The sequence below is a fragment of the Mycobacterium sp. pW045 genome (genome assembly GCF_041287085.1).
Lineage (GTDB): Bacteria > Actinomycetota > Actinomycetes > Mycobacteriales > Mycobacteriaceae > Mycobacterium > Mycobacterium algericum_A.
Window position 1 is genome coordinate 45,859 of record NZ_JBGGKU010000010.1, and the last position, 23,529, is coordinate 69,387.

The 23,529-nt window shown below is 66.5% G+C and carries 17 protein-coding genes; 9 read left to right on the forward strand and 8 right to left on the reverse strand.

The features are described 5' to 3' along the window. Positions 1-20 precede the first annotated feature (20 nt). Together ACAG20_RS16335 and ACAG20_RS16340 are read left to right on the forward strand one after the other, a co-directional pair. Positions 21-686 (forward strand): DUF4245 domain-containing protein, encoded by a 666-nt coding sequence (locus tag ACAG20_RS16335; protein WP_370493312.1) that lies wholly within the window; start codon positions 21-23, stop codon positions 684-686. Beyond that, on the forward strand, positions 683-1,483 hold the full coding sequence (locus ACAG20_RS16340; protein WP_370493313.1) for a dienelactone hydrolase family protein: 801 nt from the start codon (positions 683-685) through the stop codon (positions 1,481-1,483). Before ACAG20_RS16335 ends, ACAG20_RS16340 begins: the two co-directional genes overlap by 4 nt. Here ACAG20_RS16340 and ACAG20_RS16345 read toward each other — a convergent pair. After that, the gene (locus ACAG20_RS16345) at positions 1,461-2,603 is read right to left on the reverse strand and encodes an AI-2E family transporter (RefSeq protein ID WP_370493314.1); all 1,143 of its coding nucleotides are present in this window, start codon (positions 2,601-2,603) and stop codon (positions 1,461-1,463) included. The two genes, ACAG20_RS16340 and ACAG20_RS16345, sit on opposite strands and share 23 nt — an antisense overlap. After that, complete coding sequence (locus ACAG20_RS16350) at positions 2,600-3,685, reverse strand: NAD-dependent epimerase/dehydratase family protein (protein WP_370493315.1); 1,086 nt, start codon at positions 3,683-3,685, stop codon at positions 2,600-2,602. The genes ACAG20_RS16345 and ACAG20_RS16350 overlap by 4 nt, the downstream gene beginning before the upstream one ends. A gap of 224 nt (positions 3,686-3,909) precedes the next feature. On the opposite strand from ACAG20_RS16350, the gene ACAG20_RS16355 reads away from it, so the two are divergent. From ACAG20_RS16355 to ACAG20_RS16370, 4 genes are all read left to right on the forward strand, one after another. Beyond that, positions 3,910-7,041: an adenylate/guanylate cyclase domain-containing protein gene (locus ACAG20_RS16355; RefSeq protein ID WP_370493316.1), complete on the forward strand. Its 3,132-nt coding sequence runs from the start codon at positions 3,910-3,912 to the stop codon at positions 7,039-7,041. Then, on the forward strand, positions 7,038-10,193 hold the full coding sequence (locus ACAG20_RS16360) for an adenylate/guanylate cyclase domain-containing protein (RefSeq protein ID WP_370493317.1): 3,156 nt from the start codon (positions 7,038-7,040) through the stop codon (positions 10,191-10,193). The genes ACAG20_RS16355 and ACAG20_RS16360 overlap by 4 nt, the downstream gene beginning before the upstream one ends. A gap of 5 nt (positions 10,194-10,198) precedes the next feature. Then, complete coding sequence (locus tag ACAG20_RS16365; protein ID WP_370493409.1) at positions 10,199-12,817, forward strand: LuxR C-terminal-related transcriptional regulator; 2,619 nt, start codon at positions 10,199-10,201, stop codon at positions 12,815-12,817. 119 nt (positions 12,818-12,936) lie between these two features. Then, positions 12,937-13,098 (forward strand): hypothetical protein, encoded by a 162-nt coding sequence (locus ACAG20_RS16370; protein ID WP_370493318.1) that lies wholly within the window; start codon positions 12,937-12,939, stop codon positions 13,096-13,098. 213 nt (positions 13,099-13,311) lie between these two features. Here the strand turns inward: ACAG20_RS16370 and ACAG20_RS16375 are convergent, their stop codons facing one another. Beyond that, the gene (locus ACAG20_RS16375; protein ID WP_370493319.1) at positions 13,312-13,497 is read right to left on the reverse strand and encodes a hypothetical protein; all 186 of its coding nucleotides are present in this window, start codon (positions 13,495-13,497) and stop codon (positions 13,312-13,314) included. A gap of 122 nt (positions 13,498-13,619) precedes the next feature. On the opposite strand from ACAG20_RS16375, the gene ACAG20_RS16380 reads away from it, so the two are divergent. After that, the gene (locus tag ACAG20_RS16380; RefSeq protein ID WP_370493320.1) at positions 13,620-14,270 is read left to right on the forward strand and encodes a hypothetical protein; all 651 of its coding nucleotides are present in this window, start codon (positions 13,620-13,622) and stop codon (positions 14,268-14,270) included. Between the two features lie 52 nt (positions 14,271-14,322). Next, the gene (locus ACAG20_RS16385; protein WP_370493321.1) at positions 14,323-15,870 is read left to right on the forward strand and encodes a PE-PPE domain-containing protein; all 1,548 of its coding nucleotides are present in this window, start codon (positions 14,323-14,325) and stop codon (positions 15,868-15,870) included. Here ACAG20_RS16385 and ACAG20_RS16390 read toward each other — a convergent pair. The 5 genes from ACAG20_RS16390 to ACAG20_RS16410 all read right to left on the reverse strand — a co-directional run bounded on the left by ACAG20_RS16390 (position 15,867) and on the right by ACAG20_RS16410 (position 22,418). Continuing rightward, on the reverse strand, positions 15,867-19,091 hold the full coding sequence (locus ACAG20_RS16390; protein WP_370493322.1) for an adenylate/guanylate cyclase domain-containing protein: 3,225 nt from the start codon (positions 19,089-19,091) through the stop codon (positions 15,867-15,869). The genes ACAG20_RS16385 and ACAG20_RS16390 overlap by 4 nt on opposite strands. Positions 19,092-19,164: 73 nt before the next feature. Next, on the reverse strand, positions 19,165-20,274 hold the full coding sequence (locus tag ACAG20_RS16395; RefSeq protein ID WP_370493323.1) for an NAD-dependent epimerase/dehydratase family protein: 1,110 nt from the start codon (positions 20,272-20,274) through the stop codon (positions 19,165-19,167). Positions 20,275-20,327: 53 nt separating this feature from the next. After that, a complete protein-coding gene (locus ACAG20_RS16400; RefSeq protein ID WP_370493324.1) occupies positions 20,328-20,570 on the reverse strand; it encodes an exodeoxyribonuclease VII small subunit in 243 nt (80 codons plus the stop codon). Continuing rightward, positions 20,560-21,801, reverse strand: a complete 1,242-nt coding sequence (xseA, locus tag ACAG20_RS16405; RefSeq protein WP_370493325.1) for an exodeoxyribonuclease VII large subunit — start codon at positions 21,799-21,801, stop codon at positions 20,560-20,562. The genes ACAG20_RS16400 and xseA overlap by 11 nt, the downstream gene beginning before the upstream one ends. Beyond that, positions 21,798-22,418: a lipid droplet-associated protein gene (locus ACAG20_RS16410; RefSeq protein WP_370493326.1), complete on the reverse strand. Its 621-nt coding sequence runs from the start codon at positions 22,416-22,418 to the stop codon at positions 21,798-21,800. The genes xseA and ACAG20_RS16410 overlap by 4 nt, the downstream gene beginning before the upstream one ends. Positions 22,419-22,515: 97 nt before the next feature. On the opposite strand from ACAG20_RS16410, the gene ACAG20_RS16415 reads away from it, so the two are divergent. Then, positions 22,516-23,520, forward strand: a complete 1,005-nt coding sequence (locus tag ACAG20_RS16415) for a 4-hydroxy-3-methylbut-2-enyl diphosphate reductase (RefSeq protein ID WP_370493327.1) — start codon at positions 22,516-22,518, stop codon at positions 23,518-23,520. Positions 23,521-23,529: the final 9 nt, after the last annotated feature.

Below are 23,529 nucleotides of genomic sequence, written 5' to 3' on the forward strand. Positions count from 1 at the left end.
GAGCTGGGATACTGGCAAACGTGACCTCTGAGCCCCCGCAGCCGCCCGATCCGGCACCCCGCCCTGGCCCAAGGCCGGCCAAGCCCCGCCTGTTGCAGGACGGCCGCGACATGTTCTGGTCGATCGCCCCGCTGGTCCTGGCCTGCGTACTGCTGGCCGGACTGGCCGGGACCTGCTCGTTTCGCCCCGGTGGCATGTCGGCCGGTCCGGTGCCGTCCTACGACGCCGTCGCCGCGCTGAACGCCGACGCCCAGACGCTCGGGTTCCCGGTCCGGCTGCCGGCGCTGCCGGAAGACTGGCAACCCAACTCCGGCAGCCGCGGCAGCATCACCGACGGGCGCACCGACCCGGCCGGCCAGCGGCTGCGGGCCGTTACCTCGCGGGTCGGTTACGTCGGGCCGACCGGGATGTACATCAGCCTGACCCAGAGCAACGCCGACGAGGCCGCGTTGGTCGAATCGATCCGTCCCGGCCTGCACCCGACCGGCACCGAGGACGTCGACGGCACCCGCTGGGTGGTGTACCAGGGTGACGGCGACCCGGTGTGGACCACCCGGCTGACCGGGAAGGCCGGAGCCGCCCAGCTCGCGATCACCGGCGCGGGGGGAGCTGAGCAGTTCCGCGTGCTGGCGGGCGCCACCCAGTCGCAGCCGCCATTGCCCGAGCACCGAAGGGATCGTCCGTGACCGCACCCGAAGCCGACCTGACCGGCTGGACTCCGACGCCGTTCACCGGCGGCGGATTCACCCACGACGTGTACCGCAAGGGGCAGGGGCCGGGCGTGGTGCTGATCCCCGAGATCCCCGGCATCCACCCGGCGGTGCTGGGGCTGGGCAACCACCTGGTGGACAACGGGTTCACTGTGGCGATCCCCTCGCTGTTCGGCACGCCGGGCAAAGCGATCACCCCCGGCTATGCGGCGGCCACCCTGGCTCGGGTCTGCGTGGCCCGGGAGTTCACCGCGTTTGCGACCAACGCGCAGCGCCCGGTGACCGGCTTCCTGCGGGCGCTGGCCCGCGACCTCAACGAGCACACCCCCGGCAAAGGCGTCGGGGTGATCGGGCAGTGCTTCACCGGTGGCTTCGCGTTGGCCGCCGCCGTCGACGACGCGGTGTTGGCGCCGGTGCTCAGCCAACCGTCGGTGCCGTTGCCACTGACGCCCAAGCAGCGCCGTGACGCTGGACTGTCCGACGTCGAACTCGGGGTGGTGGCCGACCGTGCCGCCAACGAGGGGCTGTGTGCGATCGGGTTGCGGTTCAGTGAGGACTGGATGGCGCCGCGGGAGCGCTTCGGCACGCTGAAGGCCCGGCTCGGCGACGCATTCGAAGTCATCGAGATCGATTCGTCGCCAGGCAACCCGGACGGTATCTCCCGGTTGGCGCACTCGGTGCTCACCGATCAGGTACGGGAGGTCGAGGGGCACCCGACTTACGAGGCCCGCAAGCGGGTCGTCGAGTTCCTCACCGAGCGGCTGGCTCCGTAGCGGTCTTGCGTCGCAGCCGCCAGCGTCGGCGACTCTTCGGCTCCTCGTCGCCGGTCTGCATCTCCACGCCGTGGTAGACCGCCAGATAGACGTCGATGGTGGTGACGATGATGATCATCAGCACCGGACCGATCACGATGCCCCAGAAGCCGAACATGCCGATCCCGGCGAAGACGGCCAGCAGCATCAGCGCCGAATTGAGCCGGGCATCGCGCGGCACCAGGATCGGGCGCAACACATTGTCGATGTTGGTCACCACGATCAGGTGGAACGCCACCACGAACACCCCGCCGACGACGTTGCCGAACAGCGCCATGCCGACACCGAAGGGCATGGTCACGATGCCCCCGCCGAGCGGGATGACCGACAAGGCGGTCAGCAGAATCGCGAAGATGAAGAACGCCTGATGGAACCCGCCGATGTAGATCGAGGCCGCCCCGGCCACCCCCTGGCAGAAGGCGATCACGAACTGCCCGCCTACGGTGCCGCGCACCATCGACCCCATCTTGGCCAGGTACAGGTCGGTGACCTCGGCGCCGAGCGGGTTGAGTTGGCGGATCAGGGTCTGTAGTTCCTCGCGGTGGGTCAGCAACGCCAGGAACACGTACAAGAAGATGATCGCCGCGGTGATCGCCCCGACGACGCCCCCGACGGCGCCCTGCAGGACCTGCAGCAGCAACTCGCCGCCGCGCTGCGCCACGTTCACCATCGCCTCACGCAATGAGTCCATGGTCAGCTGGACGTGCACCAACGGAATCCGCTCCAGCAGCCCGTTGACGAACTTCAGCGCCTGGTCGCCGAGCGCGTTCGGGTCGGTGGCCTGCACCCAGTCCGCGACGTCATTGGCGGTGCGGGTGATCTGCACAACGGCTAAAAAGATCGTCAGCCCGACCGGCACGATGACTGCGACCAACGCCGCCAGCAGCGTTCCGGTGGCCGCCAGCCCGACCGGCAGTCGTCGGCACAGCACCCGGAACAGCGGAGTGAACAGGTAGGCGCCCACCGCGGCCACCACGATCAGCACGAAAAAGGTGCGCAGGAAATAGGCGCCGAACGCCAGCGCGATGACGGTGAAGACCGCCAGTGCACGTCGCTGGGTGGGGTTGAAGTCGGAGTTCACGGTCGCGGCTCGCCCCACTTGTCGGCGATGGCCCGCCAAGGGTCGGCAAACTTCTTGCCGGAGCGGTGGTAGGGGCTGCGCCACCCCAATACGACACGGGCCAGTGGCGCGACCACACGCAGCAGGTATCGCCTGGGGCCGGCGTTCGCCGCCGTCTCGGCCAGCATCTGCGGCCAGGAGTGGTGCTGGAAGCCCAGCGCGTCCTGGGCGCGACTGGTGTCCATCCAGTCGGTGTTGAACCAGTCCTCGTCGCGCTCGGGGTTGCCGGGCAGGCCGGCGGGCAGCCCGTCGACCAGGCCCATCGCTGCGGCCATCGCCGGTGCGACGTCGCGCTGGAGCCGGCGGTGGCTGTCATCTCCGCCGATCAGCAGTGTCTCGCCGACCACGGGCGCGGTGGTGGCCGCCACGAACGCCGCAGCGACGTCACGGACGTCGACGGTTTGCAACCTGCCGTCGGCGGGCAGCAACTGCTCGAAGTAGAGGTTGTCGAGTTTGGCGTAGGGCCCGGGGTCGACGGTGAGCACGCCGCCGAGCCGCAGAATCACCCAGTCCAACTGCGAGTCGCGTACCAGCCGTTCGGCTTGCACCTTGTGGTCGCCGTAGATGTCGGCGGGGTTGGTCGGGGTGTCGGCGGTCAGCACGCCGGAGACGGTGTGCGGGTTGCGGGAGCCGTAGACGGCGATGCTGGAGGCCTGCACGAACCGGGGCGTTTTAGCGAAGCTGGAACCGCCGTAAGAACGCCGTGGGTCGGGCTGTTGGGCCGCCGCGGCCAGCAGGTTCCCGGTGCCTTCGACGTTCACCTTGCGGGCCAGCTCGCGGTGCTGGTAGATCAGCGGCGGGATCATCGCGGCCAGGTGAATGATCACGGTGGGTTTGACCGTGCCGACGAGGTCATCGACGGCCGCCGGATCGGTCAGGTCGGCGTAGCGCACCTCGACTGACATCGGTAGCTTGGCCGCCGCTTCCCGGTTAGCAGGCGTGTCCAGATCAGTTGCCACGACGTCTCGGCCGTCGGCAGCCAGCTGCCGCACCACCGCCGAACCGACCAGACCGAATGCGCCGGTCACCAGCACCGTATTCAAGGGCACCTCCTCAACCCCCGCGATCTTTCCGTGAAAAACCGGCCGGCGACAACCGTTCGGAACAAACCGGCTCGTGCCCCGTTTGGCAGTCACCGGCGCGTACCGCATTTGGCCTATTCGGTGTGGCCTTCCCAGTTGTGACGATCACGTAACAAAAGCCCAGCTAGCTGAGTAAAAGCATATTCTTGGCCGATCGGTTGATTTGAGGGATCGGCGGCGTCGGGATGACCGCAACCACATGCCGGGTATGCGGTGCCGAACCACTGGAGAATGCGCGGTTCTGCCACTCCTGTGGTTCGCCGGTCACTGCTGCCGCAGCACCGGCGGAATTCAAGCAGGTGACGGTTCTTTTCGCCGACGTGGTGCATTCGATGGATATCGCCTCGGCAGTGGGTCCCGAGCGGCTGCGCGAGCTCATGGCGCAGTTGTTCGACCAGTGCGCGGCGGTGGTGCGGCGTTATGGCGGGACGGTGGACAAATTCACCGGCGACGGGATCATGGCGGTGTTCGGTGCGCCGATGGCGTTGGAGGACCATGCTTTTCGCGCCTGCCTGGCAGGCCTGGAAATTCAGCGGTCCGAAAAGGGTGTGCTGCAGCTGAGGGTTGGGCTGAACTCGGGCGAGGTGGTCGCCGGTGAGATCGGGTCCCGGCCGGGAAGTTACACCGCGATCGGCGAGCAGGTCGGTTTGGCGCAGCGGATGGAGTCGGTGGCGCCAGCGGGTGGGGTGATGCTGAGTGCGTCGACGGCACGGCTGGTTGAAGATGTCGCCGCGTTGGGGGAGCCGGAGTTGGTTCATATCAAGGGTGCCGCTGAACCGGTGCGGGCGTGTCGGCTGTTGGCGGTGTTACCGGATCACCGACACGCCGGTCGGCAAGATCCGGTGTTGGTGGGCCGCAGCTGGGAGTTGGGCGCGCTGGCCGGCATGCTCGATCAAGCGATCGACGGTAGCGGTTGTGTGGTGGGTGTCGTCGGGCCGCCTGGTATCGGCAAGAGCCGTATCGCCCGCGAAGTAGCGACCCTCGCGCAGCAGCGGGGTATCGAGGTGTTTGCCACCTACTGTGAGTCGCACGCCAGCGAAATCCCTTTCTACACGGTGAATTCGCTGCTGCGCACGGCGCTCGGAGTGAACCCGCTCGCAGACGAAGCGGCACGCCTACGGGTCAGGGAGCGCGTTCTTGATGCCGACCCGCAGGATCTGGTGCTGCTCGATGACCTGCTCGGCATCGCTGACAGCGGTGTCGAAGTGCCCGTGATCGATCCCGATGCCCGGCGGCGGCGACTGACCCGGTTGGTCAACACGATCTCGTTGGCCCGCCAAACCCCTGCGGTGTTCGTCATCGAAGACGCGCATTGGATCGATGGGGTCAGCGAATCGCTGGTGGCCGATTTTCTCGCGGTGATCCCGCAAACCCCGTCGTTGGTGGTGATCACCTACCGGCCCGAATATCGTGGCGCGCTGGCCCGGGCATCGAACTCGCAGACGATCACCCTTGCAGCACTGAATGCTTCACAGACGTCTGCGCTTGCCGGTGAACTTGTCGGTTCGCATCCGTCGGTTGCGCACTTGGCTGCCCGTGTCGCTGAGCGGGCGGCCGGGAACCCGTTATTCGCCGAGGAGATGGTGCGCGACCTGGCCGAGCGGACCGTGTTGTCCGGAAATCGCGGCAGCTATATCTGCCGCAGCGACCAAGCCGACGTCGCGGTGCCTGCCACCTTGCAGGCCATCATCGCCGCTCGTGTCGATCGACTCGAGCCTGCTGCCAAACAGACCTTGTATGCTGCCGCGGTCATCGGGTTGCGGTTCAGTGCCGAGCAATTGGCCTTGCTCGACGCCCACGCGCAGACCGGGCCATTGGTCGCTGCCGAGCTCATCGATCAGGTGCGGTTCACCCCGTATGCCGAATATGCGTTCCACCATCCGCTGGTCCGCACCGTCGCCTACGAGTCGCAACTCAGATCGAGTCGCGCCGAGTTGCATCGGCACTTGGCCGCCGCGATCGAGCAGTGCCACCCCAATGCGCTAGATGAGAACGCGGCGCTGATCGCCGAGCATCTCGAGGCTGCCGGGGACCTGCAGGGCGCCTTCGACTGGCACATGCGCGCGGGAACATGGGCGCAATACCGCGACATCAGAGCCGCACGAGTCAGTTGGGAGCGGGCACGAACTGTCGCCGACCGGTTGCCGGTCGACGACCCGGACAGGGCCGCGAAGCGCATCACTCCGCGTACGTTGCTGTGCAGCAGCACCTGGAGGGTCAGCGGCACGATCGCCGACACTGGCTTCGACGAACTCTGTGAGCTTTGCACGGCAGCCGGCGACAAGGTATCGCTGGCGATCGCCATGACAGGGCTGCTGACGGCGTTGCTATTTCACAACCGGTTCCGGGAATCCTCGCGAGTCGCGTCGGACTGCAGTGAGCTGTTGGAGTCGATCGGCGATCCGATGCTCATCGTTGGGCTTGCTATCGCGTTGAGCAATGCCAAGTGGCAGACAGGCGAGGCGGGCGAAAGTCTACGATTGGCGCAACGCGTTGTCGATTTGGCCGACGGTGAGCTGACTAGGGCCAACCTAGTTGTCGGATCACCGTTGGCACTGGCGATCGCATTGCGTGGGTCCAACCGATATTGCCTCGGGCTCGCGGACTGGCAGGAAGACCTCAACCAGGCGGTCGCGATGGCCCGCACCGTCGACACGACCTCCTACCTCGGCGCCCTGCTGTGGAAGTACGGCTTCGCCGTCCATGTCGGAGCATTGCTGCCGGACGGGTCAGCTGACCGGGACACCGCCGAAGCGCTGGAGATCGCCGAGCTATCCGGTGACGATTTCGTAGTGGACAGCGCCCGGGCGAGTCGCGGCCTGATCCTCGTCAATCAGGGCGGTTCCCAACGTGCCGCGGGCTTGGAGTTGCTTTCCCAGTGGCGTGAAGATCAACTGCGACACGGGTATGCACAGGGCGTTGTGCGGATGGCTGACACCGAGATCGCGAGGGAGAAGGCCAGGATCGGGGATGTCGACGGCGCTATTCAGCTCGCGCGCTCGGTTGTCGACTACCTCTTCGACACCGGTGAAATGATCTCCCGTGGAGAGGCCACCAGAGTCTTGGTGGAATCGCTGCTGCAGCGCGGTGCCGAGGCCGACGTCGCTGACGCACACGCGTCCATCGACCGGTTGGCGGCGGTGCCGACCGACCCGGGGTTTGTATTGTTCGAGATTCCGCTGCTCCGACTGCGGGCACTGCTGGCCCGCGCCAACGGCGACGAGAACGGCTATCGCGCCTTCGCCGGGCGCTACCTCAAGCGGGCTACCGAGGTTGGCCTCGAGGGGCACATGGCGCTGGCGGAGGCGATGACATGACCGCCTGCGCGGCGTGTGGCACCGAGTTGCGGGAGAACGCCAAATTCTGTTCCGAGTGTGGTGTGTCTGTCGCGCCGGCTCATCGGCCGGCTGAGTACAAGCAGGTGACCGTGCTCTTCGCCGATGTGGTGCATTCGATGGACATCGCCTCGGCGGTCGGTGCCGAACGGTTGCGCGAGATCATGAGTGACTTGTTCGGCCGCTGCGCTGCCGTGGTGCAGCGCTATGGCGGGACCGTGGACAAGTTCATCGGGGACGCCATCATGGCGGTGTTCGGTGCGCCGGTGACGTTGGAGGACCATGCGTTACGGGGATGTTTGGCGGCCTTGGGAATTCAGCAGCAGACTCGACAGTTGGCGGCCGAGGTGGCCCGCATCGACGGCATCGACCTGGTGCTGCGGGTGGGATTGAACTCCGGGCGGGTGGTTGCCGGTGAACTTGGCTCCGATCCCGTGAGCTACACCGCGATCGGCGAGCAGGTCGGTTTGGCGCAGCGGATGGAGTCGGTGGCGCCAGCGGGTGGGGTGATGCTGAGTGCGTCGACGGCACGGCTGGTTGAAGATGTCGCCGCGTTGGGTGAGCCGGAGTTGGTGCGCATCAAGGGCGCCGCCGAGCCGGTGCGGACGTGTCGGCTGTTGGCGGTGTCGTCGGATCATCGACATGCCGGTCGGCGAGACCCGTCGTTGGTGGGCCGCAGCTGGGAGCTGGGCGCACTGACCGGCATGCTCGATGCGACGGTCAGCGGTGTCGGTTGTGTGGTCGGTATCGTCGGGCCGCCCGGCATTGGCAAGAGTCGCACGGTCCGCGAAGTCAATGCGGTGGCGCAGCAGCGGGGTATCGATGTATTCGCCGCCTACTGCGAGTCGCACGCCAGCGAAATCCCTTTTCACATTGTGACGTCGTTGCTGCGCACCGCGCTGGGGGTGGACGGCCTCGATGGCGAAGCGGCACGCGCGCGGGTGCGGGAGCGCGCGCCTGCTGCTGATCCGCAGGATCTGCTGCTGCTCGACGACCTGCTCGGTATTCGCGATAGCGGGGTTGAACTGCCGGCTATCGACCCTGACGCCCGGCGGCGGCGGTTGACGCGGTTGGTCAATACCGTCTCGCTGGCCCGCCACACACCGGCGGTGTACGTCGTTGAGGACGCGCATTGGATCGATGAGGTCAGCGAGTTGTTGCTGGCGGATTTTCTGACCGTGATCCCGCAAACCCCATCGTTGGTGGTAATCACCTACCGGCCGGAATATCGAGGTGTGCTGACACGGATACCGAATATACAGATGATCAACTTGGCACCATTGAACGCAGTGCAATCCGCCACGCTCACAACCGAACTGATGGGCTCACACCCGTCGGTGACGACGCTTTCCGAACAGGTCATCGAGCGAGCGGCAGGAAATCCGTTTTTCGCCGAAGAGATGGTGCGCGATCTGGCCGAGCGTGGCGTGCTGATTGGGGTCCGTGGTAACTATGTCTGCTACACCGACGAGGCTGATGTCGCGGTGCCTGCCACTTTGCAGGCGACCATCGCCGCCCGCATCGACCGGCTCGACCCCGTCGCCAAACGGACCCTGAACGCAGCAGCGGTTATCGGGATGCGGTTCGGCGCTGAGCAGTTGGCGTTGCTCGATGACAAGGCGGAGATTGACCGTTTGATCGCTGTCGAATTCGTTGATCGGGTGCGGCTGACGCCGTGCCCGGAGTATGTCTTCCGTCACCCACTGAACCGGATCGTGGCCTACGAATCCCAGCTCACGTCGCAGCGTGCCGAGCTGCATCGGCGGCTGGCGACGGCCATCGAGCAGCGCGACCCGGATGCGCTCGACGAGAACGCGGCGCTGATCGCTGAGCATGTCGAGGCTGCCGAGGACCTGCCCGCCGCGTTCGGCTGGCACATGCGGGCGGGGGGATGGGCGCAGTACCGCGACATCAGGGCTGCGCGAGTCAACTGGGCACGCGCACGGCAAGTCGCAGACCGGTTGCCCACCGGCTACCCAGACCGAGTGTCGATGTGCATCGCCCCGCGGACGCTGCTATGCGGGAGCGCCAGCTGGGTCGGCGGCAGCGTCGCCGACGCGGGCTTCGACGAACTGCGCGAACTCTGCACCGTCGCCGGCGACACGGTGTCGCTGGCCATCGGCATGGCCGGCCTGATGTCGGTGCTGCTGTTACACAACCGGTTCCGGGAATCGGCACGGGTTGCATCGGACTGCAGCCGGCTGCTCGAGTCGATCGGCGATCCGGTGTTGACCGTTGGGGTTGGCGGCGCACCGAGCAACGCCATGTGGCAAGCAGGCGCGGTGGCCGAAGGCCTGCGCTTGGCGCAGCTCGTCATCGACCTGGCTGAAGGCGACTCCACCAAGGGCAACCTGTTGGTCGGATCACCGTTGGCGTTCGCGTTCGCATACCGTGGCTCCAACCGGTATTGCCTTGGGGTTTCAGGCTGGCAGGAAGACCTTGATCAGGCAATCGCGATTGCCGGCGGCGACGCGACGTCCTACGTCCTCGCCGTGCTCTGCAAGTACGGCTTCGCCGGCCATGTCGGAGTATTGCTGCCCGGCGCGTCGGCTGAGCGGGATAGCGCCGACGCACTGGAGATGGCCGAGCATTCCGGCGGCGACTTCGCGGTGGATTTCGCTCTGCTGAGTCGTGGCCTCATTCTCGTCAATCGGGGCGGTTCGCAACGTGGTGCCGGCTTGGCGCTACTTGCCCGATACCGCGAAGCTCAACTGCGGCACGGGTATGCACACAGCGTTGTGCGGGTTGTTGACACCGAGTTCGCGAGGGAGAAAGCCAGGATCGGGGATGTCGACGGCGCTATTCAGCTCGCGCGCTTGGTTGTCGACTACCTCTTCGACACCGGTGAAATGATCTCCCGTGGAGAGGCCACCAGAGTCTTGGTGGAATCGCTGCTGCAGCGCGGCGCCGAGGCCGACGTCGCTGACGCACAGGCGTCCATCGACCGGTTGGCGGCGGTGCCGACCGACCCGGGCTTCGTGCTGTTCGAGGTTCCGCTGCTCCGGCTGCGGGCGTTGCTGGCGCGCGCGAACGGCGACGAAGTCGGCTACCGCGATTTCGCCGACCGGTACCTCAAGCGGGCCACCGAGGTTGGCTATGAAGGCCATATGGCGTTAGCGGAGGCGATGACGTGAGTGGTTTGCGCCTCTCGTGGCCGCTGACCGGCCGCTCGGAGGAGATCCAAACTCTCCGGGAGACCCTCTCGGCTTCGGATGTATCCGGGGCCATTGTGTGCGGTGCGGCGGGGGTGGGCAAGAGCCGGATCTCGCGTGACCTGTTGTCGGTGGCGGCATCCCAGGGCTGCGAAGTGCGATGGGCGATCTGCACATCCGCGGCGCGTGGCGTCCCGCTGGGCGCGTTCGCCGCATGGGTGCCGTCGGATGTCACCGACACGGTTCCGTTGGCAAGGGCCGTGATCGAATCGCTGACGGCCGACTCTTCGGGCGCCGCGGTGGTGGGCATCGACGATGTGCATCTGATCGACGACCTGTCGGCGTTCGTGGTGCATCAGATCGTGCAACGGGAACTGGCGAAGGTGATTCTCACCGTTCGCGACGGCGAAGCGATACCCGCTGCGGTGCAAGAGATCTGGTCGGCCGGCCGGTTTGAACGGCTCGACCTGCAGCCGCTGTCGCTCGGCGAGACCACCGATCTGCTGTCTGAGGCGCTGGGCGGCCCGATAGATTCCGGTGCGGCGCAACGGCTGTGGGAGCTCACCCGCGGCAATGTCTTGTATCTTCGCAACATCGTCGAACACGAGGTCTCCGACGGCCGAATCGTGCGACAACACGGGTACTGGCGCTGGATCGGGGATCCGATCATCCCGCCCGGTCTCATCGGGCTTATCGAATCCCGTATCGGGTCGTTGCCCGGGCCGGTCGGCGATGTGATCGACGTGCTGGCCGTCGGCGAACCGATCGACCTGGCGACCCTGACGCGTATCACCGATCCTGCCGCGGTCGAAGAGGCCGATATCCGCGGTCTGATCACCCTCGAGCCCGTCGAGGAGGGTGCAACGGTGCGGCTGGCGCATCCGCTCTACGGCGAGGTCCGTCGTGGCCGGGTCGCGTCCACCCGGCTACGGCGGTTGCGTGGGCTGGTCGCCGCAGAACTCGCCACCGCGCAGGACGGAGACGACATCCAAGTGATGGTGCGCCGCGCCACCCTGAGCCTCGCGTCGGACCTTGCACCCGACGCCGATCTGTTCGCCAGAGCCGCACGCGGGGCGGTTTGGCTGGCGGATCTGGTTCTGGCGGACCGACTGGCGCAGGCGGCCATCCGTGCCGGAGCGGGTCCGGAGCCGAGTTTCGTTCGGGCCCATGCACTGTCGTGGCTGGGCCGGGGTGAGGAGGCCGACGCGGTGCTCGCCGAGGTCCACATCGACGACTTGAGTGACGCTGACCGGGCCAGGCTGGCATTCTTGCGGGCCAGCAACATGCTCTGGGCGATTGGTGATCCCGTCCGCGCGAGACAGCTCATCGATGACGCCGCGCGCACCGTGTCGCCGCCGGCCCGCAACTACATCGATGCCTTTCTGGCGGTGTACTGGTTCGCGACCGATGAGCTGGATGCGGCAAGGCGGGCTTCTGAGGGTCTTGACCTGGATGATCTTCCTCCGGTCGTCGGAGCTGAGATCGCCTGGGTGCGTGCCGTCGTCGCAGCGGACAGTGGACGCACGGCCGAGGCGCTGGCCGCCGCGAACGCGGGGTATTCCGTGGTGGCTCGCTCCTTGGACGCCCCGCACATGATGTTCAACATCGCCGACGCGCACGTCAGCGCACTGCTGCTGGCAGGTCAGGTGAGGCACGCCCTTGACGTGGCTGAACGGATGCGTCGGCAGGCAGTCGACCTGCCGGGAGCGGCGCAGCCACTGGGTGCCGCGGTGGCGGGCCGAGCCGCCCTCGCCGCCGGCTGCCTGGACGCGGCATGTCTCCTGCTTGACCAGGCTGCCGCGGCCTTCGTCGACCGCGAGCACGCCACGGGCTGGGGATACCGATATCTCATTCCGCGTATCACGGCCCTGGCAATGCGCGGCTCAACCGCCGAGGCTGCGGCCGCTCTCGAGACGCTCGACGGCCTGCGTCGTCCCTTCAGGTTGCTCGACTACGAGGGGAGCCTGGCCCGCTCGTGGGTGGCCGCAGGGCAGGGCGCCGTCAGTGAGGCGATAACCCTGGCATCATCTGCGGCCGAACGTGCCAGGAATAATGGGCAATTCGCGGCTGAGGTGCTCTGTCTGCAGGCTGCGGCACAGTTCGGGGACGGCTCTGGCGCAGCGCGTTTGCGTGAGCTCGAAGCGATCGTCGAGGGGCCGCGCGTCGGTATCGCGGCGAGGTTCGCCACGGCGCTGCGCGAAGGCGATGGGGCGGAGTTGACCGCGGTGTCGCAGGATTTCGACGACATCGGCGATCTCGTCGCCGCGGTCGATGCCAGCGCGCAGGCTGCGCTCGCCTACCGCCGCCAAGACCGGCGGGGCACGGCGTTGACATGTGCCACGCGCGCCGCCGCCCTGGCCGAACGATGCGGAGGCGTCGATACTCCGGCGCTTCGCCAAGCCTCCGATCCCTTGCCGCTGACAGATCGTGAGCGTGAGATCGTGATGCTGATCGGTGAAGGGTTGTCCAACCGTGCCCTTGCCGAGCGACTGACGCTGTCCGTCCGCACCGTCGAAAGCCATATTTACCGGGCCATGTTGAAAACGGGTACCGCCAACCGCGACGAACTGGCAGCCCTGCGGCCACATCACGACCGCACTCAGTAGCGCCGCCGCGGCTGCGGGCGAGATTGCAGTGGTGCGCTACGGCAGGCGGCGCACCGAACGCCGGTGACGATTAACCGGTGACGATTTCTCAGGTCACAGTGTTTGGAAGGACACGCAACATGTCCACACTTGCCACGGCACCCGTCGATCTCTGGGGTGTCTTGCGTGCGCTGTTCCACGGTTCATCTCGGGGAGAACGGCCGGCGTCGCTGCACTATCCGCCCCTGCTCAACGACATCGTCGAGTCGGCTGCGTTGGACCGAGAAATGTACCGGTTGTGACCATGATCCCGTTACATGCCACCGGACACGAATGGGCCAACGACGGCACCCTGCTTCGTGTCGACCTCGAACGCGGCTTCGGCTGGGTTGCCACGCATTACGACCAGAGTCTGCGGGTGATTCGACAGTTGAGGGGTTCGGACGAGGACACCCATCGCGCTGAGGCGCGGTGGGCGCAGGGGCAGAGTCACGAATCGCGATGGCCGCCTCTGGTTACTCGGGGTGCGGCTCGGCTATCACCGTGGCCAGCTTCGGATGGGCTTCGGCCTTGACCTGTTGAAACAACTCGACGTAGCACGGCAGGCAGGCGGCTGTCGCCTGCTCGGTGGTGAACAGCGGTTGGGGCAGTGCCCGCCGCACGTTGTCGAGCTTGGCACGCTTGCTGCCGATTTCGGTCATTCAGTAATCCCTTCCCATGTCGGGCTGAAAGTGCAGTGTTGCATTACTGAAGGCGTTCTAGCGGATACCTGTGACGATTCCTATCGCAGCTTGAGATCACCGATCGGCGAGTAGGAGAAGTCATGAGAGTACTGGTTGGGGGCGCCGTGATCGGGGCCTGCCTGATCGCCATTCCGCCGGCAGTCGAACCTGATGTCGAACACCACGCGGTGGAGCTCACGGCCGCCGGTGACATCATCGATCTGGCGAGCCCGTTCACGGCGATGGTCGATGGCCTTGGTGGCGCTGGAACACTGGACGGCCAACTACCGGAACTGGCGAGTGCGGTCAGCGTAGACGCCGGTCTAGCGGATGCCGATCCTCTCTCTGATTTCTGGCTACTGATCGTGAACTACGTTGGGCTAGCAGAACTTTTCGGACTATTCATATTTGGCGGCCTATGGGTCAACGTGGCGCAGTTCTTTCTGGATGCCTATAACTGGGTTGCCGGAATTTTCGGGTTGGACCCGTCTTCCGCCATGGAGTCCGTGGGAACGACCATGCCCGATATCGACGCCGCGGGAGCTGACCCTGCCCTGGCCACTGAACTCAGCACAGTCCTGGGGGACATCACCTCGCTGTTCAGTGGCACCGCCGGGCCCAGCGAATTTGCCGATCTGATCGGAGATCTGGGCACGGGTTTCGATTTCAGTGCGATAGCCGATACCACCCCGGTGTTCGATGACGCCGGCCTGGCGGACATCGGCGCACTGGTGAGCAGCCTGATCTCTTGAACCGGGTCAGCGGTGAATACCACGTTGCGACAACACAGGTAGGGGAACGACGATGAGTGCACAGAATTCATCAGTTGCGGTGTTCACCATTGGCGTCGTCGTTACCGGCAGCAGCCTGATCGCCGTTCCCGCAGTGGCGGCACAGCCAACGTGGCAGATTAGCGGAATTCAGCTCACCGTTGGTGGCACTGCGGACTCGCCACTCGGCGGGGGAGTGGCATTGGTCTACGACGGCGCCGGTGGTCCGACACCGCCCCCGCAGTATGTCGATGCCATCGACGCGTTGTACCTGCAACCGCGCGGCTTCACCGGCACCGCCCAATCCGGGCTTCTACCCAATCAGGCGTATCCGCTTACCGGTCTCCACAGCCTGGGTGGGGGTACGTCGCTAGCCCTAGGCCAGCAATTCATGCTTTCCGACGTGGAAACCCAACTGGCCGCCGGAGGAGTCAGCCCCGAAAATCCCGTCACGGTTTTCGGCTACTCCCAGAGCTCCGGGGCCGCATCGCTGATCATGCAGCAACTCCACGACGCGGGCGTGCCGAGTGATTCGGTGCACTTCGTGCTGGTCGGTGATCCGTATAACCCCAACGGCGGCTTCTTCGACACGTTCGATTTTCCGGCCGGTAACACCGATGCCTTCGCCCCCTTCGATCTCCCCTTCGGACCCCCGACACCATCGGACCTCTACCCGACCGACATCTACACCATGGAATACGACGGTTTCGTCGACTTCCCGCACTACCCGGCCAATCTGCTGGCGGACCTCAACGCCGTGCTGGGAATGTTTGCCGTGCACTTCATTTATGCGAATCTCACGCCCGATCAGGTCGACAGTGCGATTCTCTTGCCGGGATCTGAGGCCCTCTCCGGCGAAGGGCTGACCGACTACTACATGATTCCGAACGAGAACCTGCCGTTGCTGATGCCACTGTTGTTCATTCCGGGGGTCGGAAAGCCGCTCTACGATCTGCTGGAACCTGTCACCCGGATCATGGTGAACCTGGGCTACGGCAGCATCACCGAAGGCTGGAACCAGGGGCCGGCGAATGTCCCCACCACCTTCGGGTTGTTCCCGGAGATCGATCAAACGCAGCTTTCCGAAGCGCTGAGCAACGGCTGGCAGCAGGGAATCACCGGCGCCCTCAACGCTATTGGGAACCCGGTCAGCTACGAAGACCAGATCGCGCCGTGGTTGCCGTTTGCGGACGCGTGGTACACCCATGGCTTTGCCCCCGAAAACCCGTCGTTTGACGACGTGATCGAGGGGATGCTCAAGTGGGGCGGTTTCCCGGTTTCGGACGTGACGCTGAGTTCGCCGCCGGCAGACATCATCAACATGATCAGCAGCACTCTCGCCTACGACTATTCGGCGTTGCTGCCGGCTGCCGACGCGATCAATGCGCTCTTCACCAGTCTTCCCGCATACGCCGCGAACATCTTCGTCGATCAGCTTGAGGCGGGAAACCTCCTCGACGCGATCGGGCTTCCGCTGGCGGCTTACACAGGACTGGTCCCATTCGACGCCCTCCTCGGGGCCGCACCAGCGCTGTTCGCGGTCTTGGGCACTGCGGACAATTTCATGGAGCTGTTCTCCTAGCCCGCGCCACCGCATGTGCGCACCATGGCCTCGGCCCAGTCGATATGACGTTCGAAGCCAAGCGATTCCGCCATGGTGCGGTAGCGACCCACCAATTCCCGGTAGCCGACCTCATCACCGCGAGCACGGGATAGCAGCGTCTTCAGCCGCAGCAGGGTGATCTCGCACATCGCCGAGCCTTGGTCGGCCTGGAGGCCCGCCAACCAGTGGATCGCTTCTTCGGCGTCGGCCAGATCGCTCTCGGCGCCGCGCGCCAGCAGTGTCTCCACCAGGACGCCGGTGCCCCAGACGCCGTAGAAGATGTTTTCGGCGCGGCGCAAGTCGTCGACAGCATAGCGCATCACCGCGATGGCAGCGTCGCGGTCGCCGCCGCGCGCCGTTTCCCGGGCGGCCCAGATGTCGGTGACCGGGATGAGGAACAGACCGCGCTTGCGTAGCCATATGTCGCGGGACTGCATCATCAGTTCAAGTCCCCGATGACGGTCGGCTGCGTTGTCGCGATTGAGCAGCACGACGGCCAACGCGTACCCGGCCAGGCCCAGCGCGCGATCGCTGCTGGCCCGTTGGGCGGACCGCACCGCTTCCTCGGTCGCGCGTTCCGCGGAGTCACTGGGCCGAAGCGCCCCATACTGCACCGCGAAACCGTAGGTCCAGGCGACGGCAGCGGCGAGGGTTTCTGTGTTGCTGCGTCGGGCCATTGCAACGGCGTCGTAGAGGTCTTGGTGCCAACGGGGACGGCCCAGCCACCACCGAGCAGTGCCGCGCCATGCTGACGCGATCGCCAGCGGTGATCCGATACCGAAGGCGGCGCCCTTGGCGGGGTCACCGGCGGCCAGATCGATGACGGTCTGCGACCATCGCAAGATCTCGCCGAATTCGCCGGCACAGAGCCAGTTGGTGAACGCGATGAACGTCAACCCCATGGTCAAGCTGGGATCGCCAGTCGACTCGAGCAGCGCCATCTGTTGGGATGCCAGCTGCGAGCCCTCACGGGAACGGCCCGCGTAGAGGAGCTCGGTGGCCAGCGCGGTCATCCCGATGGCCAGCGACACCTTGTCGCCGGCCGCGCTGCACAACTCTCGTAGCTCTTCGAATCGGCTCCGGCTTTCCTGGACTTCCCGGGCTTGCCAGTCGGTGGCACACAGCATGGTCCGCGGGGCGATGCGCATTGACAGTTGCTCTGGGGCGTCGCCAGGCAGTGCGTCGGCGATGCGGCGTGCCCGCTCCCAGCTGCCCCGGGCGGCGACGAGATCGCGGTTGGTGGACCACGCGCCGGCGCGCATGTGCCAGGCATATGCCACGTGCAGGTCGCCCGCAGCCTGGAGATGTTCGGCTATCAGCGCGGCGTTGTCCTCCACCGATCCGGGAGCACGTTGTTGGATCGCGGTGGCCAGCTTGCGGTGCCACTGGGCACGATCGGACTTGAGCTGCGATTCGTAGGCCACCGCGTGGATCAGCGGATGCCGGAAGGCGTACTCGGCACTTGGGGTGAAACGCACCTGGTCGACCAGCTCGGCGTCGAGTAGCTCGTCGACGGCCGTATCGACGCTCAGCGCGGACAGCAGCTCCGCGTCGAACCGCGCCCCGATCACCGAGGCCGCGCTCAATGTCCGTTTGGCTTTGCTGTTGAGCTGGTCGATGCGTGCCTCGATGGCCGCCTGCACCGTGACCGGCACCGCGACGTCCGCCGCCCTGGTATGGCAGACGTAGCCGCCGTGCTCGCCGGCCAGCGTCCCGCGCTGGGCCAACTCGCGCACCATCTCCTCGGCGAAGAACGGATTCCCGGCAGCCCGCCCGGCGATGATCACAGCCAGCTCGCGGACCGACGGATGCGACCCCAAGAGTTCACCGATCAGCACCGCGCTATCCGAATCACCCAGTGGGGCAAGGGCTATCGTTTGGGCGCCGGGTATCCGTGTCAGTGCGCCGCGGTATTCGGGGCGATAGGTGATGAGGACCATCGACGGCGTGCGCGGGGTCACCGCCAAGAAGTCGGCGATCAGCGATTCGCTGACCATATCGATCCAGTGTGCATCCTCGATGATGAACAGCGTTGGTTCGGTGCGGGCCAACGATGCGGTGTTGATCAGCGCGGTCAGCCGCTGCCGGCGCGTATCCGCGTCGAACTGGGGCAGTGTCACGCCTGCGTCGGCGATGCCCAGCAGATCGTCGAGCAGCAGCAGATCCTGCGGATCGGCGTCCGTAAATCGTTCCCGGACCCGGTCGCGGGCGTCCTCGCCGCGCCGTTCGCCCACACCGATGCTGGCCCGCAGCAGCCTCGACACGGCGTGGAACGGAATGTCGCCGGCGTGCGAATCGCAGAAGGTCCATACCACCTCGAACCCGCGACCGGCGGCGGTCGCCGCCGCCTCCCGGGCCATCCGGCTCTTCCCGACGCCCGGGGATCCCACCACATTGACCACACCGCCGCGACCGTCGATCGCGCGGTCCACCACCGTCTCGACGGCGGCCAACTCCGCGCGCCGGCCGATGAGCCTCGACTCAGCACGGCGGCCGGCGCGAGGGCGGTCGGCCATGCCCAACAGCCGGCGGGCGGGCACGGGTTCGGAGGCACCCTTGATCTGAACCAACTCAAGCGCACCCAGGGCAGCCGCACCCTCGACGAGTCGGGCTGTCGAAACGCTCAGCATGATTCCGCCCGGCGGCGCGACCGACTCCATCCGCTGGGCCATCCCGACCTGCTCGCCCACGGCGGCGTAGCCAAACTGTCCCGAGCCGATCCCGCCGGCGATCACCTCACCGGAGTTCAGCCCGACCCGCAACCGCAGTTCGATGCCGTCGAGTTCGGCGATATCGATAGCAACCCGCGTTGTCTCCTCTTGAATATCCAAGGCCGCCAGACAAGCCCGCATGGCGTGGTCTTCCAATGCGACCGGGGCGCCGAACACCGCCATGATCCCGTCGCCCGTCCACTGTGTGACCGTGCTGCCGTAGCGCCGCACCACTGCCGCACAGCGATCGGCGAGGTCGGCCATGATCTCGCGCAACCGTTCCGCGCCCACCGCCGCGGCGATGTCCATCGAGTGCACCACGTCGGCGAACAGCACCGTCACCTGTTTGTATTCGGCCGGTGGCGCGGCAGTGACTACCGCCGTTCCGCACTCATGGCAGAACTTGAAGCTCGCGGGCAGCCCAGTGCCGCAGGAACTGCACAGCAAGGCTGCCGCGGGCAGGTCGGATGGCGGCTCAACGCCGTTCACGTCGTTATCGTGTCACCGCTGACCGTAGCTGGATAGCGCCTTCGCTGAAGAACCTCCCCAGCAATGAACAGCGCTATTCCGGATGCGGCTCCGCCACCACCGTCGCCAGGTGCGGATGCGCTTCGGCCTTGACCCGCTCGAAGAGCTCCTGGTAGTAGGGCAGGCAGTCGGCCATCGCCTGCTCGGTGGTGAACAGCGGCTGGTAGCCCAGGTCGCGGCGGGCCTTGTCGATCGAGAAATAGTTGTTCAGGTAAAGCCGTTCCACCGCACCGGGTTCCAACAGCGGTTCGGGCAGTCCGAACCGGAAGTGAAGCCACTGCCAGGCGAACATCACGTCGCGCACCATCCGCCCGGAAACCCGGAGCCGGGGCCAGCGCTCGCCGCACGCCTCCATGACCGGTCGGGCGAACTCGAACATGTTGATCGGTTCGCCGTCGTTGATGAAGTAAGCCTGGCCGGGCGCCGTTCCACCCGGGACAAGATGTTGTGCGGCCAAAATGAATCCGTGAATCAGGTTGTGCACGTAGGAGTTGTCGAGCTTGGCGTTCTTGCTGCCGATCAAGACCTTGACGTGACCGGCCACGACGCTTTCGAACAGCTTGCGGAACATGGTCTGGTCGCCGTTGCCCCAGATGCCCGACGGGCGGATCGAGCACGTCAGCATGCCCTGACCGCCGTTCTCGCCCAGCACGAACTTCTCGGCGACCACCTTGGTCTCGGTGTAGAGGTCGTTGAACTTGGTGGTGTAGGCCATGTTCTCGTCGCCGCCGGAGATGGCTTTACCGCCCATCACGACACTGTTGGACGCGGTGTAGACGAACCGTTTCACCCCGGCTCGCTGCCCGGCCTGCACCAGGTTCTTGGTGCCGTCGACGTTGACCGCGAAGCTGCGTCGCCGGATCTCGTCGGTGACCTTGGCGCCGCCCTGCAGATCGATGATGGCGGCGGTGTGGAAGACGGTGTCGATGTCGGCGACCGCCTGGGCGACGGTCTGCGTGTCGCAGATGTCGCCTTCGAGCTTCTGCAGGCCGGGGTGGTCGGGCAGCGGCGAGGGTGCCCGGTCGAAGGACCGCACCTGGTAGCCCTGGTCAAGCAGCGTCTTGACGAAATTGGTCCCGACGAATCCGGAGCCCCCGGTGACCAGAATCCGGCCGAGCTCGGTCGTCAGCGATGGATCACCCATCGGGAGAGCATAGCTGAACGTGTTTCAGTTCCTCGGGGTTTCCCGCGCGCAGCTCATGTCCCTTCGTCCTCGCCGGTCTCGCCGGCCAGCACGTCCTGCACCCGCTTGCGGGCGCCGGCCAAGTGCTCCTCACATCGCTTGGCCAGCTGTTCGCCTCTTTCCCAGAGGCTCAGCGAAGCGTCGAGGTCCAGCCCGCCCTGCTCCAGTCGCTGCACCACCTCGATCAGCTCATCGCGGCAATGCTCATAACCGAGGTCACTAACAGGCTTCATGGACGCGGGTTGCTCAGTTGCCATCGTGGTGCCCTTCACTGGTAGCGGCGATCGCTCCGTCGGCGACCCGGATCCGCAGGGCGGTTCCGGCGGGTGCGTCCTGGACCGACCGCAGGACGTGCGCCCGGTCGCCCTCCACCGTCTGGACGACCGCATAGCCGCGGGCCAGGGTGGCGGCCGGGCCCAGGGTAGCCAGCCGCGCCGAGAGGTGCCCGACCCGCTCGGTCTGTGCGGCGATCAACCGGGTGATGTCGCGGCGCACCGCGGCCAGGGCGCGCCCCACCTCCTCGGCACGCTCGGTCAGCGCCCGCAGCGGATCGGCGAGCACCGGGCGACTGCGCAACTGGGCCAGCACGCGCTCCTCGCGCACCACCCAGTTGCGCACGGCCTGCGCGCTGCGCCGGCGCAGGTCATCGACCAGTGCCTGCTCGGCGGACGCGTCCGGCACGATCTTCTTCGCCGCGTCGGTGGGAGTGGCTGCGCGCAGGTCGGCGACCAGGTCGCACAGCGGGTTGTCGGGTTCGTGGCCGACCGCGCTCACCACCGGGGTGCGACAGGCCGAGATCGCCCGGCACAGCGTCTCATCGGAGAACGGCAGTAGATCCTCCACGCTGCCGCCGCCTCGGGCCAGCACGATCACCTCCACCTCCGGATCGGCGTCCAAGTCGCGCAGTGCCTCGACGATCTGGGCCACCGCATTGGGTCCCTGCACGGCGGTGTTGCGCACCGCGAAACGCACCGCCGGCCACCGCGTGCCGGCGACCGTCATCACGTCCCGCTCGGCGGCACTGGCCCGGCCGGTGATCAGGCCGATCGTGGCCGGCAGGAACGGCAGGGGCCGTTTGAGTCGTGGGTCGAACAGCCCCTCGGCGTCGAGCAGTCGGCGCAGCCGTTCGATGCGGGCCAGCAGCTCGCCGATTCCGACAGCGCGAATCTCGCTGAGCCGCAAGCTGAAAGTGCCCCGCGCGGTGTAGAAGTTCGGCTTACCGCAGACCACCACCTGGGTGCCCTCGGTGAGTTTGACCGGAGCGCCGGCCACCAGCTCGGGGGTGCACGTCACCGTCAGTGACATGTCGGCGGCAGGATCGCGCAACACCATGAAGACCGTGCGGACCCCGGGGCGCAGGTTGATCTGGGTCAACTGCCCTTCCACCCATACCGACCCGAGCCGGTCGATCCAGCCTTTGACCCGGATCGCGACCGCGCGGACCGGAAACGGGTTCTCGGCGGAGTTGCCCTGCGCGGGGGCGCTCACTTCGTGGTGGTGCGGGTGATCCTGTTGGCCAGCAGCGTCTGGAACGGTGCGCGCGCCTTGGTGGCCTCTTCGTAGCCGAGCAGGGTCTCCAGCTCGTCGACGCTGAGCGAGGCCAGCCGGGCCCGCAGCTGGGCCAGGGTCAGGTTGCCGTAGTCGAGCTCGTCGACCAGGTCCGGTGTGGGCACGGGAGCGTCCGCCTTGCGCCCGCCCGGCGTGGCGTCCGTCTCGCCGCGCGGCGCCGGCCGCTCATCGCCGCCCTCGCTGAACGAGTAGAGCGCGAAGCGCCCCTCGGTGCGCGGGCCGGAATCGGCGTCATCGAAACCGTCGAAAGGCGCCGTGTCGGCGAAATCAGCGCCGTTGGCGCCGTCCTCGGTGTCTTCGTCGAAGGTGGCCCACTCCGGCTGCTCGTCCCTCGGCGGGAACAGTGACTCGAGGGTGGAGTCGCCCTTGTTGACCAGCTCAGCGATGTTCTGCTGCCAGCGCATCACGGCGTGCGCGGCCTGGCTGGCCAGTGTCATGGGGTAGGTCAGGATGGTTTGCGGCAGCTTCATCGTCTCCTCGACGGCGACGGTTGCCGCGCCGACCAGAAGCCGGACGCCAAAGGGTGCAGTAGCCATGGCCACCAGACTGCCTTACCTGCCGTTCATCGCCAAGTACCGAGGGGGGTGGGCGTGAGCTGGCGGTCCCGTGACGCCAGCCCGTACCCTGGGTGCCATGTCCCCCACCCTCGACGTGCAGATCTCCGCCAGTGCCGGGGCGCTGACCAGCGCCGCCCCCCGTGGGAAGCGGGTGCTGTTGGCCGAACCCCGCGGCTACTGCGCGGGTGTCGACCGGGCCGTCGAGACGGTGGAGCGGGCGCTGGAGAAGCACGGTGCACCGGTGTATGTCCGCCACGAGATCGTGCACAACAAGCACGTGGTGGACACGCTGACCAACAAGGGCGTGGTCTTCGTCCACGAGGCCGACGAGGTGCCCGAAGGCGCGATGGTGGTGTTCTCCGCGCACGGCGTCGCACCCAGCGTGCACGACTTGGCGGCCGACCGGGGCCTGCGCGTCATCGACGCGACCTGCCCGCTGGTGAACAAGGTGCACAACGAGGCCAAACGGTTCGCCCGGGACGGCTACGACATTCTGCTGATCGGCCACGCCGGCCACGAGGAGGTCGTCGGGATCATCGGTGAGGCCCCCGACGACGTCCAGCTGGTCGACGGTTTAGATGCTGTCGCCGCGGTGACCGTCCGTGACGAGAACAAGGTGGTGTGGCTGTCACAGACCACGCTGAGCGTCGACGAGACGATGCAGACCGTGGTCAAGCTGCGCGAGCGGTTCCCGAAGCTGCAGGACCCGCCCAGCGACGACATCTGTTATGCCACCCAGAACCGGCAGACCGCGGTCAAGGCGATGGCCCCGGAGTGCGAGCTGGTGATCGTCGTCGGATCGCGCAACTCGTCGAACTCCAACCGGCTGGTGGAGGTGGCGCTGGGCGCCGGCGCCGGCGCCGCCCATCTGGTCGACTACGCCGAGGACATCGACCCGTCGTGGCTGGACGGGGTGGAGAGCGTCGGGGTCACCTCCGGGGCTTCGGTGCCCGAGATCCTGGTCCGCGGCGTGCTGGAGTGGTTGGCCGGGTACGGCTACGAAACCGTGTATCCGGTGACGACTGCCAACGAGACGCTGGTCTTCGCGCTGCCCCGAGAGATCCGGCCCGACCGTCGCTAGCGTGGCTCG

Excerpts from the sequence above, each read along its gene's own strand:
- ACAG20_RS16370 (WP_370493318.1), top strand. The coding sequence starts at position 12,937 with ATGTCCACACTTGCCACGGCACCCGTCGATCTCTGGGGTGTCTTGCGT.
- ACAG20_RS16415 (WP_370493327.1), top strand. The coding sequence starts at position 22,516 with ATGTCCCCCACCCTCGACGTGCAGATCTCCGCCAGTGCCGGGGCGCTG.
- ACAG20_RS16380 (WP_370493320.1), top strand. The coding sequence starts at position 13,620 with ATGAGAGTACTGGTTGGGGGCGCCGTGATCGGGGCCTGCCTGATCGCC.
- ACAG20_RS16385 (WP_370493321.1), top strand. The coding sequence starts at position 14,323 with ATGAGTGCACAGAATTCATCAGTTGCGGTGTTCACCATTGGCGTCGTC.
- ACAG20_RS16410 (WP_370493326.1), bottom strand. The coding sequence starts at position 22,418 with ATGGCTACTGCACCCTTTGGCGTCCGGCTTCTGGTCGGCGCGGCAACC.
- ACAG20_RS16400 (WP_370493324.1), bottom strand. The coding sequence starts at position 20,570 with ATGGCAACTGAGCAACCCGCGTCCATGAAGCCTGTTAGTGACCTCGGT.
- ACAG20_RS16355 (WP_370493316.1), top strand. The coding sequence starts at position 3,910 with ATGACCGCAACCACATGCCGGGTATGCGGTGCCGAACCACTGGAGAAT.
- ACAG20_RS16375 (WP_370493319.1), bottom strand. The coding sequence starts at position 13,497 with ATGACCGAAATCGGCAGCAAGCGTGCCAAGCTCGACAACGTGCGGCGG.
- ACAG20_RS16395 (WP_370493323.1), bottom strand. The coding sequence starts at position 20,274 with ATGGGTGATCCATCGCTGACGACCGAGCTCGGCCGGATTCTGGTCACC.
- ACAG20_RS16360 (WP_370493317.1), top strand. The coding sequence starts at position 7,038 with ATGACCGCCTGCGCGGCGTGTGGCACCGAGTTGCGGGAGAACGCCAAA.